Annotated in this window: 12 protein-coding genes and 1 pseudogene; 6 read left to right on the top strand and 7 right to left on the bottom strand. The window is 71.1% G+C overall.

Annotated elements, in window-relative coordinates:
- Positions 1-15 precede the first annotated feature (15 nt).
- The 5 genes and pseudogenes from TR46_RS17170 (at position 16) to TR46_RS17150 (ending at position 6,561) form a co-directional block, all read left to right on the top strand.
- Entirely contained in the window at positions 16-999 is a 984-nt protein-coding gene (locus TR46_RS17170) for an aldose 1-epimerase family protein (protein WP_042401456.1), read from the top strand.
- 75 nt (positions 1,000-1,074) lie between these two features.
- Positions 1,075-1,845: a rhomboid family intramembrane serine protease gene (locus TR46_RS17165; RefSeq protein WP_042401455.1), complete on the top strand. Its 771-nt coding sequence runs from the start codon at positions 1,075-1,077 to the stop codon at positions 1,843-1,845.
- A 136-nt stretch (positions 1,846-1,981) separates the two neighbouring features.
- Positions 1,982-2,746, top strand: a complete 765-nt coding sequence (locus tag TR46_RS17160; RefSeq protein WP_042401454.1) for a response regulator transcription factor — start codon at positions 1,982-1,984, stop codon at positions 2,744-2,746.
- Between the two features lie 53 nt (positions 2,747-2,799).
- Entirely contained in the window at positions 2,800-4,326 is a 1,527-nt protein-coding gene (locus tag TR46_RS17155; RefSeq protein WP_236655363.1) for a sensor histidine kinase, read from the top strand.
- A gap of 97 nt (positions 4,327-4,423) precedes the next feature.
- Positions 4,424-6,561, top strand: a pseudogene (locus TR46_RS17150) (ArnT family glycosyltransferase).
- A 301-nt stretch (positions 6,562-6,862) separates the two neighbouring features.
- On the opposite strand, the gene TR46_RS17145 reads toward TR46_RS17150, so the two are convergent.
- Complete coding sequence (locus tag TR46_RS17145; protein ID WP_042401450.1) at positions 6,863-7,912, bottom strand: acyltransferase family protein; 1,050 nt, start codon at positions 7,910-7,912, stop codon at positions 6,863-6,865.
- Between the two features lie 144 nt (positions 7,913-8,056).
- A complete protein-coding gene (locus TR46_RS17140) occupies positions 8,057-8,911 on the bottom strand; it encodes a PhzF family phenazine biosynthesis protein (protein WP_042401448.1) in 855 nt (284 codons plus the stop codon).
- Positions 8,912-9,108: 197 nt separating this feature from the next.
- Between TR46_RS17140 and TR46_RS17135 the strand changes: the two genes are divergently transcribed.
- Positions 9,109-10,851, top strand: a complete 1,743-nt coding sequence (locus TR46_RS17135; protein ID WP_236655362.1) for a carbohydrate-binding module family 20 domain-containing protein — start codon at positions 9,109-9,111, stop codon at positions 10,849-10,851.
- 70 nt (positions 10,852-10,921) lie between these two features.
- Here the strand turns inward: TR46_RS17135 and TR46_RS17130 are convergent, their stop codons facing one another.
- From TR46_RS17130 to TR46_RS17110, 5 genes are all read right to left on the bottom strand, one after another.
- Positions 10,922-11,668, bottom strand: a complete 747-nt coding sequence (locus TR46_RS17130; RefSeq protein ID WP_236655361.1) for a polyprenol monophosphomannose synthase — start codon at positions 11,666-11,668, stop codon at positions 10,922-10,924.
- Positions 11,669-11,801: 133 nt separating this feature from the next.
- Positions 11,802-13,073: an MFS transporter gene (locus TR46_RS17125; RefSeq protein ID WP_042401442.1), complete on the bottom strand. Its 1,272-nt coding sequence runs from the start codon at positions 13,071-13,073 to the stop codon at positions 11,802-11,804.
- Between the two features lie 112 nt (positions 13,074-13,185).
- Positions 13,186-13,539 (bottom strand): hypothetical protein, encoded by a 354-nt coding sequence (locus tag TR46_RS17120; RefSeq protein WP_042401440.1) that lies wholly within the window; start codon positions 13,537-13,539, stop codon positions 13,186-13,188.
- Between the two features lie 6 nt (positions 13,540-13,545).
- Positions 13,546-14,193, bottom strand: coding sequence for a QcrA and Rieske domain-containing protein (locus TR46_RS17115; protein ID WP_042401437.1), 648 nt, complete (start codon positions 14,191-14,193; stop codon positions 13,546-13,548).
- Entirely contained in the window at positions 14,190-14,831 is a 642-nt protein-coding gene (locus tag TR46_RS17110) for a 4Fe-4S dicluster domain-containing protein (protein ID WP_042401434.1), read from the bottom strand. Before TR46_RS17110 ends, TR46_RS17115 begins: the two co-directional genes overlap by 4 nt.
- Positions 14,832-14,833 lie beyond the last annotated feature (2 nt).

The raw sequence follows: 14,833 nt of genomic DNA, 5'->3' as shown, positions 1-14,833 counted from the left end.
TGCAACGATGTGTCCATGGCTGAGAAGACCCGCAGCGAGCACGTCGAATCCCTCTCCCCGACCGGTCCCCAGCAGGTGATCGAGTACGGCGACTACCGCGCGGTGCTCACCGTTGTGGGAGCGGGCCTGAGAGGTCTCAGCCACCGCGGACGTCCGCTGGTCGTGAAGTACCCGTCCGACCAGATGCCGCCCGGCGGCGCGGGGCAGCTGCTGGTGCCGTGGCCCAACCGGGTGCGGGACGGGAAGTACTCCTTCGACGGCCGTGACCAGCAGCTCGACATCAGCGAGCCGGCCACCCACAACGCCAGCCACGGCTTCGTCCGCTGGCTGCCCTGGCGGGTGGTGGCCGAGGACACCGCCTCGGTCCGCTTCGGGCTGCGGCTCTACCCGATGCACGGCTACCCGCACATCCTGGAACTGACGGCCAGTTACTCGCTGGGCGAGGACGGCCTGAGCGTCGAGGTCGCGGCCCGCAACGCCGGGCCGAGCGCCGCCCCGTACGGCATCGGCGCGCACCCCTACCTGACCCTGGGCCTCGGCCCCGGCAGCCTGGACGAAGCGGTGCTGGAACTGCCGGCCGACACCTGGATCCCGGTCGACGAGCGCATGATCCCGACCGGCCGCGAGGACGTGGCGGGGACGGACTACGACTTCCGCAAGGCCCGGGCGATCGGCGCCACCAAGCTGGACACCGCCTTCACCGGACTGCGGCGCGACCCGGACGGACGCGCCACGGTCCGGCTGACCGGCGGGGGCGGCGGAACCGGGAGCGGCAGCGGGGGCAGCGGCAGCGGGCGCGGGGTGGAGCTCTGGGTCGGCCCGGAGATCGGCTGGCTGCAGGTGTACTCGGCCGACGGCCTTCCCGGCGCGTACCGGCGCGCGGGCGTCGCGGTCGAGCCGATGAGCTGCCCGCCCAACGCCTTCGCCACCGGCGAGGACGTGGTGCGGCTGGAGCCGGGCGAGCGGGTCGCCCACCACTGGGGCATTCGCGCACTTTGAGCTTCTGACTTGTGCTTCCATCGCCTCCCTGCCGTCAGCCCTGAGCCGTAGAGTTGGCCCGGAGGGGGTGCGCAGATGCGCGGGTTGCAGGGATGGAAGTCGGCGGGGCCGCAGACCGCCGAGGAGATGATCGCGGAGGCGCGCAAGGCGTTCTTCGTGATGTTCGGCTTCATGGTCGTGATCTGGGCCCTACAGATCGTCAACTGGACCGGCGACTACGACCTGGACCGGGAGTTCGCGGTGATCCCGCAGAACCCCGACCGGCTCGCCGAGATCCTCACCGCGCCTTTCCTGCACTTCAGTTGGCAGCACATCGAGGGCAACTCCGGTCCGCTGTTCGTCTTCGGCTTCCTGGCCGCCTACCGCGGCGTGGTCCGCTTCCTCTGGCTGACCCTGCTGGTCGCACTCACCAGCGGCCTCGCTGTCTGGGTCTTCCAGAGCTCGAACACCGCCAGTGTCGGCGCCAGCGGACTGATCTTCGGCTACTTCGGCTATGTGGTACTCCGCGGGATCTTCGACCGGCGGCTGATCGACACCCTGATCGGGGTGGTCATGGCCGCGTCGTTCGCCTACCTTGTGACGATCGCGCTGCCCGGCACCCCCGGCGTGAGCTGGCTGGCCCACATGGGCGGACTGGTCGGCGGCGCGGTCGGAGCCTGGCTGCTGCGGGACCGCCGGATCCCGGTGGGATCCGGTTCGGAGTCCGGTTCGATTCCGGGCTCGGGCCCCGGTTCCGGCTCGGGCAGGACGATGGTGCCCACGCAGGGTGCACAGGGGGCGAATCCGGCGGTCGACAGCAGCCGAAGCGACCTGCACAAGGAACTCGGGGATCTGGGGCTGCTCTAGCGCCGACCGCAGCGCCCGGCAAAATGCCTGGTCAAACGGATTGATGGGTTCTTGTGAGGTAATTGGCAGGCAAAGCACAGGGTTGCCACAGGTTGACCTCATGCGTTTCTCATGTGGTCGTTGCAGCCTTCTCGCCATGACGACGACGCCCCCTAGCCCCGAAGTGGCCTCCACCGACCTTCGTCGACCTGATGGAAGCCCCGTCCGAGTCCTCGTCGTCGACGACGAGGCCCCGCTCGCTGATCTGCTGTCCATGGCCCTGCGCTACGAGGGCTGGCAGACCGCCACCGCCGGCGACGGCGCCGAGGCGCTGCGCGCGGCCCGGGAGTTCCGCCCCGACGCGGTGGTCCTCGACGTGATGCTGCCGGACTTCAGCGGCCTGGAGGTGATGCGCCGGCTGCGTGCCGACCAGCACGACGTGCCGGTGCTGTTCCTCACGGCGAAGGACGCGGTCGAGGACCGTATCGCCGGGCTCACCGCGGGCGGCGACGACTACGTCACCAAGCCCTTCAGTCTTGAGGAGGTCGTGGCCCGCCTGCGCGGACTGCTCCGCAGGAGCGGCGCGGCCGCGGCGCGGGCGGAGTCGGTGCTGGTCGTCGGCGACCTCACCCTGGACGAGGACAGCCGCGAGGTGTTCCGCGGCGACGACGCGATCAGGCTCACCGCCACCGAGTTCGAGCTGCTGCGGTTCCTGATGCGGAACCCGCGGCGGGTGCTGAGCAAGCCGCAGATCCTGGACCGGGTCTGGTCCTACGACTTCGGCGGCCAGGGCAACGTGGTCGAGCTCTACATCTCCTACCTGCGCCGCAAGATCGACGCGGGACGCGCGCCGATGATCCACACCATGCGCGGCGCGGGGTACGTACTGAAGCCGGCCGACGCGGGGGCACCGGTCCGATGAAGCCGAGCCGGGTCCGGAGCTGGTCCACATGGTCCTTGCGGACCCGGCTGCTGGTGACCACGACGCTGATGCTGGCGGTGGTCAGCGGGGCCATGGCCCTGTCGACCACGCTGCTGCTGCAGAAGAACCTGGACGCTGCCGCACGGACCAAGCTGGACCAGGCGATCAGCCACATCCCCGGCCAGGGCCAGGGCCTGGGCGGCCAGGGCGGGGCGGGGCTCGGCTCCGGAAGGCAGGGCCCCGGCACGTCGACCGTCCTGCCCAAGGAGAACAACCAGTTCGGGGGTGACGTGCTCGGCTTTGCGAGGCTGCTCCCCGACCAGGCCATCGGCGGCACCATCGACAGCGACGGAACGATCTCGGCCGGCTACAACTCAGGCGCCGGGAACACCACGAACAACCGGGCAGCGGCCGTTCTGACGACGAGTGAGGCAGCGGTCTTCGCCGTCGCCGAAGCCAGGGGCGGGGCGCACTACGCCACCGTGTCCGTTCCCGACTACGGGGACTACATGGTCAGCTCGCTGAAATCGGGCGACCAGATCCAGTTCGTGGCGGTCTCGCTCAGCGACAGCCAGTCGACGGTCAGCGAGCTCATCGCCATTGAGGCGGTGGTCGCCGTGGCCGGCCTGCTGATGACCGGGTTCGCGTCGTTCGCACTGATCAGGCTGTCCCTCCGTCCCCTGGACCGGGTGGCCGCGACTGCCCAGCGGATCTCCAGGGTGCAGCTGGACCGGGGCGAGGTCGGTGAGTTGGTGCGCGTGCCGGAGGGCGACACCGACACCCGTACCGAGGCCGGGCAGGTCGGTGACTCGCTCAATCGACTCATCGACCATGTCGCCGACGCGCTGTCCGCCCGCCACGCGAGTGAGACCCGGGTGCGGCAGTTCGTGGCCGACGCCAGTCATGAGTTGCGGACGCCGCTGGCGTCCATCGCCGGCTACGCCGAGCTCACCCGGCGTGGACGCGAGACCGTGCCGCCGGACACCGCCTACGCCCTCAGCCGGGTGGAGTCCGAGGCCGCGCGGATGACCCGGCTGGTCGAGGACCTGCTGCTGCTGGCCCGCCTGGACGCCGGGCGCCCCCTGGACCGCGAGGCGCTGGACCTCGCGCCGCTGGTCATGGACGCGGTCCGGGACGCCCACGCGGCCAGCCCCGACCACGACTGGCAGGTCCAACTCCCGGACGACCCGGTGATGGTGGACGGCGACAGCCACCGGCTGCACCAGGTGCTGGTGAACCTGCTCGCCAACGCCGGCAAGCACACGCCGTCCGGGACCAGGGTGACCGCCGCCGTGCTGCTCTCCCCCGACGGCGTCGGCTGCGAGCTGCGGATCATGGACGACGGCCCCGGCATCCCGCCCGCGCTGCTGCCCTCCGTGTTCGAGCGCTTCGCCCGAGGCGACAGCTCCCGCTCCCGCGCGGCCGGCAGCACCGGCCTCGGCCTGGCGATCGTCGCCGCCGTCACCGCCTCGCACGGTGGCCGGGTCAGCGTCCGCAGCACCCCGGGGAACACCGTGTTCACGGTCCGGCTGCCGCTGTCGGCCGAACCGGCCAAGGATCTGGATCTACTGGCGAACTGACACGTCGAACTGACAGACGGAACCGACAGGCCGAACTGACAGAGCGTTCACAGCATCGGCATACGCGGGCGACAGGCCATCCGGAGAGATTGGTGCCATGTCGTCCACCACCGCCGCCCAGCCCGTCGTGCTGGAACAGCAGTCCCGCGCCGGGGACCCGCGCTGGGTCCGTCCCGCCTTCCTCGGTCTGCTCCTGGCCACCGCCGTGCTCTACCTGTGGGATCTCAGCGCTTCCGGCTGGGCCAACCAGTTCTACTCGGCGGCCGTGCAGGCCGGTACCAAGAGCTGGGAGGCCATGTTCTACGGCTCCTCCGACGCGGCGAACTTCATCACGGTCGACAAGCCCCCGGCGTCGCTGTGGGTCATGGAGGTCTCCACCCGGATCTTCGGTGTGCACTCCTGGTCGGTCCTTGCGCCGCAGGCGCTGGAGGGCGTCGCCACCGTCGCCGTGGTCTACGCGGCCGTGCGGCGGCGGTTCTCGGCGCAGGCCGGTCTGGTCGCGGGCGCCGCGCTGGCGCTCACCCCGGTCGCCGCGCTGATGTTCCGCTTCAACAACCCCGACCCGCTGCTGGCGCTGCTGCTCACCCTGGCCGGCTACGCCGTACTGCGCGCCCAGGAGCAGGCGCGGACCCGGTGGCTGGTGCTGGCCGGCGCCTGCGTCGGCTTCGCCTTTCTGACCAAGACCCTGCAGGCGTTCCTGATCCTCCCGGCGCTCGGCAGCACCTACCTGGCGTTCGCGCCGACCGGGATGTGGCGCAGGATCAGGCAGGTGCTGCTCGCCCTGGTGGTGCTGGTGATCAGCGGCGGCTGGTGGGTGGCGATCGTCCAGCTGACCCCGGCCGCCTACCGGCCGTACATCGGCGGCAGCCAGCACAACAGCTTCCTCGAACTGACCTTCGGCTACAACGGGTTCGGCCGACTGGACGGCTCCGAGACCGGCAGCGTGGGCGGGGGCGGCGGTGGCGCCGGCGGTGCGACCGGGATGTGGGGCAGCACCGGGCTGACCCGGCTGTTCAGCGACGACATGGGCGGCCAGATCGCCTGGCTGCTCCCGGCGGCGCTGCTGCTGCTCGCCGCCGGACTGTGGCTGACCCGGCGGCTGCCCCGGGTGGACCCCCGTCGCGCGGCGTTCGTGCTGTGGGGACTCGCCCTGGTCACCACGTTCCTGACGTTCAGTCTGATGAAGGGCATCTTCCACCCCTACTACAACGTCGCCCTGGCCCCGTACATCGCGATCCTGGTCGGCATGGGCTCCGCGCTGCTCTGGGAGCAGCGGCGCACATGGTTCGCCTCGGTGGCGCTGGCGGTGGTGACCGGGGTGACGGCCGTGTGGTCGTACACCCTGCTGGAGCGCAGCTCGGACTGGTACCCGTGGCTGCGGTACGCGGTGCTGATCGGGGGGATGCTCGCCGCGCTGGGCCTGGTCGTCGCGGGCCGGCTGCCGAACGGCTTCGCCCGCCCGCTTGCGGCGCTGGGCCTGGCCGCGGCGCTGGCCGGACCGGGGGCGTACACCCTGCAGACGGTGGGCACCGCGCACACCGGCTCGCTGCCGAGCGCGGGGCCGACGGTGTCGGGCGGCGGGTTCGGCGGAGGCGGCGGTGGCGGGTTCGGCGGCGGTGGCGGAGGCGGCGTCGCGCTGGCGGCGGGTTCGGCGGCGGCGGGTTCGGCGGCGGGACCGGCGGCCAGGGCGCACCGCAGGCCGGTGGCGGCACGGGCGGCCCCGGCAACTTCCCCGGCCCCGGCAACTTCCCCGGCGGCGGCACCGCGCCCGGCGGGAGCACGACCGGCGGCGGAAACACCGGCGGCGGTGCGCGTGGCGGCTTCGGCGGCGGCGTGGGTGGCGGCGGTGTCGGCACGCTGCTCAACGGCTCCGACCCCGGCACGGCCATCACCGCACTGCTGAAGGCCGACTCCGGCAAGTACACCTGGGTCGCCGCAGCCATCGGCTCCCAGAACGCGGCCGGCTACCAGCTCGCCACGGGAGACCCGGTGATGGCCCTCGGCGGCTTCAACGGCACCGACGCCGCCCCGAGCCTCAGCCAGTTCGAGCAGTACGTCCGCTCCGGCCGGATCCACTACTTCATCGGCGGCGGCACCGGCGCGAACGGTGGCAGCAGCGGCAGCTCGGACTCCTCCCAGATCTCCACCTGGGTCGCCGCGCACTACTCGTCCACGACGGTGGACGGGGTGACGGTCTACGACCTGACCAAGGCGAAAGCCACGAGTACGAGCTGATGGCGCGGGCGCGGGGGGCTTGTCGCGCAGTTCCCCGCGCCCCTGTCTAGGTGCAACTGAACCACTGCGGGCAAGGTGCACCTGCGGTGGCAGCCCGGGCCCAGCGGGAGGCGGCCCCTCGGCCTGGCCGGAGTGCAGCGCCAGGTCGACGCCGATCTCCGCCGCTCCGGCCGCCGGGCACGGCCGTGAAGGTCCTCGGCACCGGTCGCCGGCCCGCGGGCACCCGCTGCCGGCCCCCGGTACCACGTTGACGAACCCCAGCAGGTCCGCGCCGCCGAAGGCGACCCGGATCATGCCGCCGTCAGGACTGCTCGGACCGGAGCAGCAGGCTCAGCCGGGGCTCCACCAGCGCCCGGAACACCCGCCGCACCGGCGTGGTGCAGAGCAGCAGTGCCAGCGCCACCGCACCCGCCGTCAGCAGCAGCCAGCCGGCCGGGTGGCGCAGCGACGACCAGTGGTACCAGCCCCCCAAAAGCAGGGCCCGCTGCACGAACGCATGCAGCAGGAACGCGTACATGGTCCCGGCGCCGAGGACCGTGAACCAGGTCCTGCGACGCGGCACCAGCGCCAGGAAGGCCGCGGTGAGCAGCAGCCCGAGCAGGAACAGCACCGAGGACTCGGTCAGCCAGCGGGCATAGGAGACGTGCAGTGAGCCGCTGGAGCCGCTGCGGTAGAGCCAGTTCACGTCGGTGCCCGGGGCCACCGCCCAGGCGAGGGCGGCCACGGCGGCGAAGGCGGCCAGCGCGTACAGCCGGACGTGCCGCACCGCGAGCATCCGGTCCAGGTGCTCACGGCGCAGGCACAGGCCGATCACGAAGTACGGCAGGAACTCCAGTGTCCTGGCCAGCGAAAGCAGCGGACCGAAGGTGAAGGCGCCGCTGAGCAGGAACACCGCGATCGCCGACGGCACCGGCCAGCGGACCAGCCGCCACAGCGGGGCAGTGATCCGCCACAGGAACAGCGACATCAGGAACCACAGCACCCAGGTGGGAGTGAGCGGCGCCAGCGCGAGGCGCGTTCCGCCGAGCCACTGCACCCACAGCGTCAGCAGCGTGTTCCACAGCAGGAACGGCGCGAGGACGCCGGTGAGCAGCCGCCGGAGCTGGCGCGGCTCACCCCGGAAGCTCTGCGAGAACCAGCCGGACACCAGCACGAACACCGGCATGTGGAACACATAGAGCAGCAGGTACGCCGCCCGCAGGGGCCGTTCCCCCGGAAGCCCGACCAGCGGCTCCCAGGAGTGCCCCAGCACGACCAGGACGATCACCAGCAGCTTGGCATTGTCGAAGAACGGGTCCCTCGCGGTACGCGGGGGCGATTCAACGGCGACGGCAGGACGGGTGAGCAGCACCCATGGATCGTAACTTGACTGCAGGATCTGCCTGGCTGGCCGGGGGCTGCAACTGAACCACCGTGGGAAGTTGCAGCACCCCAGGGGCGCGGGGAACTGCGCGACCAGCCGACTACGGTCCGCACTCGAACACAGACCGGACCCCTACCCCGCGATCCCCACCGCCGTCCCCGACACCCGCACCCTGCGGTCACCGTCCCTCAGCTCCACCCGGAGCACCCCAGGGCGCCCCAGATCCTCCCCCTGATGCAGCGTCAGCGTCCCGCCTCCCCCGCCCACCAACCCCAGCTCCCGCGCGTAGGCCCCGAACGCGGCGGCCGCCGCCCCCGTCGCCGGGTCCTCCACCACCCCGCCGACCGGGAACGGGTCACGCACATGGAACGTGGTCGCGTCCTCCCGCCACACCAACTGCAGCGTGGTCAGCTCGCGGGCCTCCATGTAGTGCGCCAGCCCCTCGAAGTCGTAGTCCAGCTCCGCCAGCCGCTCGCGGCTGCCGGCCGCCAGGACCAGGTGTCGGGCGCCCGCGTAGGCGATCCGGGGCGGCATGGCCGGGTCGAGCTCGTCCGCGCGCCAGCGGAGCAGCCGCAGCGCCTCGGCGACGTCCGCCTCCGGGACGGTGTCGACGCGGGGGTCGACGCTGGTCAGCGTCGCCCGCAGGACGCCGTCCGACTCGGTCTCGACGTCGACCGGGACCTCCCCGGCCCGGGTGCGGAACAGCAGCGGTCCGGGTCCGATCCGCTCGGCCAGGGCGACCGCGGTGGCGATGGTGGCATGCCCGCAGAACGGCACCTCCGCCTTGGGGCTGAAGTAGCGGACGTCGTAGTCGCGTTCCCCGCTCCCGGTCAGGAAGGCCGTCTCCGAGTACCCCAGCTCGGCCGCCACTGCGAGCATCCGCGCGTCGTCCAGCCCGGACGCGTCGAGGACGACGCCGGCCGGATTCCCGCCGCGGGGATCAGTGGTGAACGCCGCATAGCGAAGGATGTTGTCCCTGTTGTCCATGCCCGGTCGAACTCGCACCGCGGTCCGATGGTTCCGATGCCGGTCACCGCAAAGTCCACTCCAATTTTTCGCAAGGACAGGAAAGAACTTTCCTCCGAAGCCTTGACGCACCCCGCCCCCGCGAGCATGGTCATGACGACGACCCCGACCCCCACCCCACCGGAGTCACCATGCGCCCGCGCCCCCGCCTTCGCGCCATGCTCGCATCAGGAGCCCTGCTCACCGCGGGTATCGTCCCGCTCACCCTCGCCGCCACCGCCGGGACCGCGCACGCGGCCATGAACAGCGGCGACGTCATCGCCAACCTCTTCATGTGGAACTGGACCTCGGTCGCCGACGAGTGCACCACGGTGCTCGGCCCCGCCGGGTACGGCGGCGTCCAGGTCGCCCCGCCGGAGGACTCCACCACCGCCTCGGGGCACCCCTGGTGGGAGGTCTACCAGCCGGTGGACTACAACCTCACCAGCCGGATGGGCAACGAGGCGCAGTTCAAAGCCATGGTCTCCACCTGCCGCGCCGCCGGGGTGAAGGTCTATGTCGACGCCGTCATCAACCACATGACCGGCCAGGGCAGCTCCTCCTACGGAGGGGTCACCGGCTACACCAAGTACGACTACCCCGGGCTCTACTCCAGTGCCGACTTCCACAACTACCCGGCGGACTGCGCCGAGTCCGACGACCAGATCCACAACTGGGACGACTACAACGAGGTCACCCACTGCGAACTGTCGGACCTCTCCGACCTCAGGACGGAGTCGGACTACGTCCGCACCGAGATCGCCGGGTACCTCAACAAGCTGATCGGATACGGCGTCTCCGGCTTCCGGGTGGACGCGGCCAAGCACATCGGCGAGACCGACCTCGCCGCCATCGAGGGCAAGCTGGACACCACCGCCGACGGCACCGCCCCCTACGTCGCCCAGGAGGTCATCCCCGGCGGCACCGGCCAGCTCGCGCCGGCCTCCTTCGAGGTCACCGGCAGCCTGCTCGGCTTCGACTACGCCGACGACCTCACCCAGCAGTTCAACGGCAGCATCGCCAACCTGAAGACCTTCGGCTCCAGTTGGGGCCTGCTGCCGAGCAGCGACGAGCTGGTGTTCGTGGAGAACCACGACACCGAGCGCAACGGCTCCACCCTCAGCTACAAGTCCGGGGCGGTGAACAACCTCGCCACCGAGTTCGAACTCGCCTGGGGCTACGGCACCCCCGAGGTCTACGCAGGCTTCGACTTCACCAACTCCGACGACTCGCCCCCGGCCACCAGCAGCGGCATGGTCACCGACACCACCTGCGGCAGCGGCTGGGAGTGCACCGACCGGGTCACCGGGGTGAACCACATGGTGGCCTGGCACAACCACACCGCCGGGCAGTCGGTCGCGAACTGGTACGACGACGGCTCCGACCTGATCGCCTTCAGCCGCGGCAGCGCGGGCTGGATCGCGGTCAACAACGAGAGCTCCGCCCAGACCAGGACCTTCGCCACGGGAATGGCCGCGGGCATCTACTGCGACACCATCCACGGCGCGGTCAGCGGCGGCGCCTGCACCGGCACCACGGTCACCGTGGACGGCAGCGGCAACGCCAGTGTGACCGTCCCGGCCAAGGACTCGGTGGCCTTCGACAGCACCGACCGGGTGTCGGCCGCCACCACCGTCAGCGAGACCTTCAGCGAGAACGCCACCACCGTCTTCGGCCAGAACGTCTACGTGGTCGGCTCCATCCCGGTGCTCGGCGACTGGGACACCGGCAGCGCCGTACTGCTCTCGTCCGCGACCTACCCGGTCTGGACCGGAACGCTGAACCTCCCCGCCGGCACCGCCTTCCAGTACAAGTACATCAAGAAGGACGGCAGCGGGAACGTCACCTGGGAGAGCGGCGACAACCGCAGCACCACCACCCCCGCCTCGGGCAGCGCCACCCTGAACGACACTTGGAAGTAGGCCCCCGGACGGGGTGCGGTCCTGTCCGAACGGGGGGAGCGGAACGGGTGGCCGGGGAAGCGGCCGAGGCCTAATCCCTGCTTCCGCCGCCGAGCAGCAGCTTCCACGGGGCGAGCGCGGACTCGATCTGGACGCCCAGGCTCATCTTGGAGGCGCCCTTGACCCGCTCCTCGAACCTGATCGGGACCTCGCGGATCGTCAGGCCGCGCCTGACGGTGCGATAGTTCATCTCCACCTGGAACGAGTAGCCGTTGCTGTTGACGCTCGGCAGGTCGATGGCCCGGAGGGTCTCCGCCTTCCAGGCCTTGAACCCGGCGGTGGCGTCCTTGACATGCAGCCGCAGCAGGGTGTTGACGTAGAGGTTGGCCCAGGCGGAGAGGGCCTTGCGGTGCCAGGGCCACTCCGCCGCGGTCGAGCCGCCGGGGACATAGCGGGAGCCCAGCACCACGGCGGCGTCCGTGCCGGTGAGGGTCTCGATCATGACCGGCAGCACCGACGCGGGGTGGGACAGGTCGGCGTCCATCTGGACCACGATGTCCGCGCCCTCGTCCAGCGCCCGGGTCATCCCGGCGATGTAGGCGCGGCCGAGTCCGTCCTTCACGGTGCGGTGCAGCACGCCGATCCGGTCCGGGGCGTCGGCGGCGAGCTTGTCCGCCACCTCGCCGGTGCCGTCGGGCGAATTGTCGTCGACGACCAGGACGTGCAGGTTCGCCAACCCCAACTCATCGAGCAGTCCGACCAGGACGGGCAGGTTCTCTCGCTCGTTGTACGTGGGTACGACGACAACGGCCTTGGGAGAAGCCTCTACCATGTTCATTCCCCTGTAGGGTCCTCGGCTGCTGCACGAGGCCCACGATTGTGCGGTACTGGATAACTCTCAGTTCGGGCTCCGCGAGTGTAGCGGCGGCAGGTATGGACGCACTGTGACACTCCGGCGCTCCCCGTGACCGTCACAAAACAGTCCCCGGCAGTTCGTCGGCAACTCCTCGGAGGTTCGCCGGCGCGGCTGAACCGCCGAAGGCGTTGGCGCTGTCCCGGCGGTCGCGTCCCAGTAGCCGGGCCGCGGTGTAGACGAGCGCGGCGAAGGCGGCGTCGGAGAGCAGCATCAGGCCGATCGCATAGGAGCCGGTGCTGCCGTAGACCGAGCCCATGACCAGCGGCGGGAAGTACCCGCCGAGCCCGCCGGCCGCGCCGACCAGACCGGTCACGGTGCCGACCTTCTCCTTCGGGGTGACGATGGCGACCAGCGCGAACACCGCGCCGCAGGCCAGTCCGACGCTGGCGGCCATGATCAGGAAGGCGATGGTGGACCAGGGGTTCAGCCCGGGATGGAACGCCTGCCACACGGCCATCACCCCCAGCGTCGCGAACGAGGCCACCAGCACCTTGGCCGGGCCGATCCGGTCGGAGAGGGTGCCGCCCAGCGGCCGGAACAGCACGGCGACCAGGGTGAAGCCCGCCGCCCGGCTGGAGGCACCGTCCTGGGTGAGGTGGTAGGCCTCCTTCAGATAGGTGGGCAGGTAGACGCCCATGGCCACGAAGGCGCCGAAAGCGACCGCGTACAGCAGCGACATCGGCAGCGTCGCCGGGTGCCGGAACGCGTCGTGGAACCGCTTGCCGAAGAGGTGCTCGGGGATGGTCCGGCCCGGGGCGTCCCTGGCCACCAGCACCGCGACCAGCCCGTAGGCCGCCAATACCACAGCGACCAGGTAGAACATGGTGTTGCTGTTGTCGTACCAGCGCAGGAAGCGGGCGGTGAAGAAGGCGGCGATGGCGGTGCCGCCGGTGCCGATGCCGAAGACGCCGATCGCCATGCCCCGGCGCTCGGGCGGGAACCAGGCGTTGACATAGGGCACGCCCGCGGCGAAGAAGCTGCCGCCGATGCCGAGGAACAGGCCGACGACTACCAGCAGCCAGTAGCTGTGCACCACGCTCAGCGCCAGTACCGGCAGGATGGTGGCGAAGCTGAGCAGCGGGACCATCAGCCGCGCGCCGTACTTGTCGGTCAGCGCGCCGACCGGGATCCGGCCCAGCGAGCCCACCAGCACCGGGACGGCCACCAGGAAGGACTGCTGGAAGGAGCTGAGGCCGAGGTGCTGCTTGTAGGTGGGTCCCAGCGGGCTGATCAGGCCCCAGGCCCAGAAGTTGACGGCGATACCCACGGTGGCCAGGGCCAGGTTGGTCCAGGCGGCAGCGGGTACCGCGGGCTTGGTGTCCGTCATGGTTGCGTTCGTTCCATTCCTCGTCGTACGTGGACTGGCCTGGCCGTCCTCGGAAGGGCTGAGGTGTACCTGGAATGCCTGAGTCGTCCTCGGAATGGCCGAGGTGATGGAGTCAGCGGTCGCGCGGCCCCAGCCACCAGGCGCCGAGGGCGATCAGGAAGGACAGCCCCTCGAAGCCGGTGCACCACCAGGCCGTCCCGGTGCGCCCCTGCATCCAGGCGTCGACGCCGACGTTCAGCGCCCACAGCTGTCCGGCGACCACGCACAGCACGACCACCAGCCGGGCGCTGAGCACCGCCGAGCGCTCCGGCTCCTGCTCGGCGCCCGCGCCGGGGCCGGGGCCGCTGTGCACCACCCGCGGGTCGGCATAGCCGCTGGTGGAACGGATCTGCGGATAGCGCTCGGGCACCGGCCGGTTCAGCCGGGGCTCGTCGCTGCCGGGGCGGTAGTCCGGTGGATAGGTCATGGCCGGTCACTTCCCTCCGCTGTGCGGGCAGCTCGGCACGGTGGTACCGGGACGGATGGCGCCGAGCTGGCGGCAGGCCGCATGGCGCGCGGTCTCGTCCGAGTAGGCCGTGCCGACGGCCCAGACGCTGCCGTCGGCGCGTTCCGCCATCAGCACCTTGGGCAGTCCGCGCGGCGGCGGCCCGCCGGTCACCGCGCCGGTGCGGATGTCGAAGGAGCCCTCGTGGCAGGGGCAGTACAGCTCGCCCTCCTCGCCGCGGTGCTCCTTCCAGAGCACCCCGCAGGCGAGGTGGGTGCAGACGGTGGAGTAGCCGACCACGCTGTCGTCCGCGAGCTTCACCGCCATCGCCCGGTCGTGTTCACCGGGGTAGTTGAAGAGCACGGCCTCGCCCCGGGCCAGCCGGTCGGCGACCCTGAGCTCAGGCACCTCCGCCGCCTCGGCGTCGCCGTGCCGGTGCAGCACTCCGGCCGAGACCGCGATGCTGCCGACCAGCAGTCCGCCGGAGACGGTGGTCATCACCCGCAGGTAGTCGCGGCGCGAGGTGAGCGAGTCGGCGCTGAGCCGGTCCCGCAGCGCCGCGTCCCGCTCGGCGGCCCGGGCCGCGGCGGCCGGGTCGGTTCCGTCCGGGTCGGTCGTGTCGTTCGGTCCGGTCACAGCTGTCCTCCGGCGTCGCTGACGACCCGTCCGCCGGTGTCGCGTCCGTTGACCTGCACCAGCGGGAGCGTCGGCAGGCCGCCGGGCACCGGGTCCCTGGTCCGGTCCGCCGGGACGACCATGGCCACTCCGGTGGTGATCTGCACGTCCCCGAACTCGAACCAGTTGGAGACGTCCACGCCCGGCCGCTCGGCCTGCAGCTCCTCCAGGGTTCCGTAGAACAGGGCGCCGGTCGGGCAGACCGTCGCGCACATCGGGGCCAGTCCGAGCGAGGTCCGGTCGTAGCAGAGGTTGCACTTCAGCTGCAGCTTCGCCGCGAGGTCGATCTTGGGGACGCCGAACGGGCAGGCGTTGACGCAGTTGCTGCAGCCGATGCAGCGGGTCGGGTCGGCCTCGTGGACCACCCCGTCCGGGCTGATCAGGATCGCCTCGGCCGGGCAGACCTCGGCGCAGGGCGCGACCGGGTCCTCGCAGTGCATGCAGACCGTGGGGAGCGAGGCGACCGAGCTGCCCTCGTCCGGGTAGTCCAGGTGGATCATGGACTTGCCCCGGTGCGAGTCGCACTCGCGGCAGCCGGACACGCAGGCCTGGCAGCCGATGCAGCGTCCGGGGTCGATGAAGAGCGTGCGGCCCATCATGG

The organism is Streptacidiphilus carbonis (assembly GCF_000787775.1).
Classification (GTDB): domain Bacteria; phylum Actinomycetota; class Actinomycetes; order Streptomycetales; family Streptomycetaceae; genus Streptacidiphilus; species Streptacidiphilus carbonis.
This window is presented reverse-complemented; position numbering and strand designations above follow the sequence as displayed.

Coding starts and splice junctions, on each gene's coding strand:
- TR46_RS17170 (WP_042401456.1), top strand. CDS start 16: ATGGCTGAGAAGACCCGCAGCGAGCACGTCGAATCCCTCTCCCCGACC.
- TR46_RS17165 (WP_042401455.1), top strand. CDS start 1,075: ATGCGCGGGTTGCAGGGATGGAAGTCGGCGGGGCCGCAGACCGCCGAG.
- TR46_RS17160 (WP_042401454.1), top strand. CDS start 1,982: ATGACGACGACGCCCCCTAGCCCCGAAGTGGCCTCCACCGACCTTCGT.
- TR46_RS17140 (WP_042401448.1), bottom strand. CDS start 8,911: ATGGACAACAGGGACAACATCCTTCGCTATGCGGCGTTCACCACTGAT.
- TR46_RS17135 (WP_236655362.1), top strand. CDS start 9,109: ATGCTCGCATCAGGAGCCCTGCTCACCGCGGGTATCGTCCCGCTCACC.
- TR46_RS17130 (WP_236655361.1), bottom strand. CDS start 11,668: ATGAACATGGTAGAGGCTTCTCCCAAGGCCGTTGTCGTCGTACCCACG.
- TR46_RS17125 (WP_042401442.1), bottom strand. CDS start 13,073: ATGACGGACACCAAGCCCGCGGTACCCGCTGCCGCCTGGACCAACCTG.
- TR46_RS17120 (WP_042401440.1), bottom strand. CDS start 13,539: ATGACCTATCCACCGGACTACCGCCCCGGCAGCGACGAGCCCCGGCTG.
- TR46_RS17110 (WP_042401434.1), bottom strand. CDS start 14,831: ATGATGGGCCGCACGCTCTTCATCGACCCCGGACGCTGCATCGGCTGC.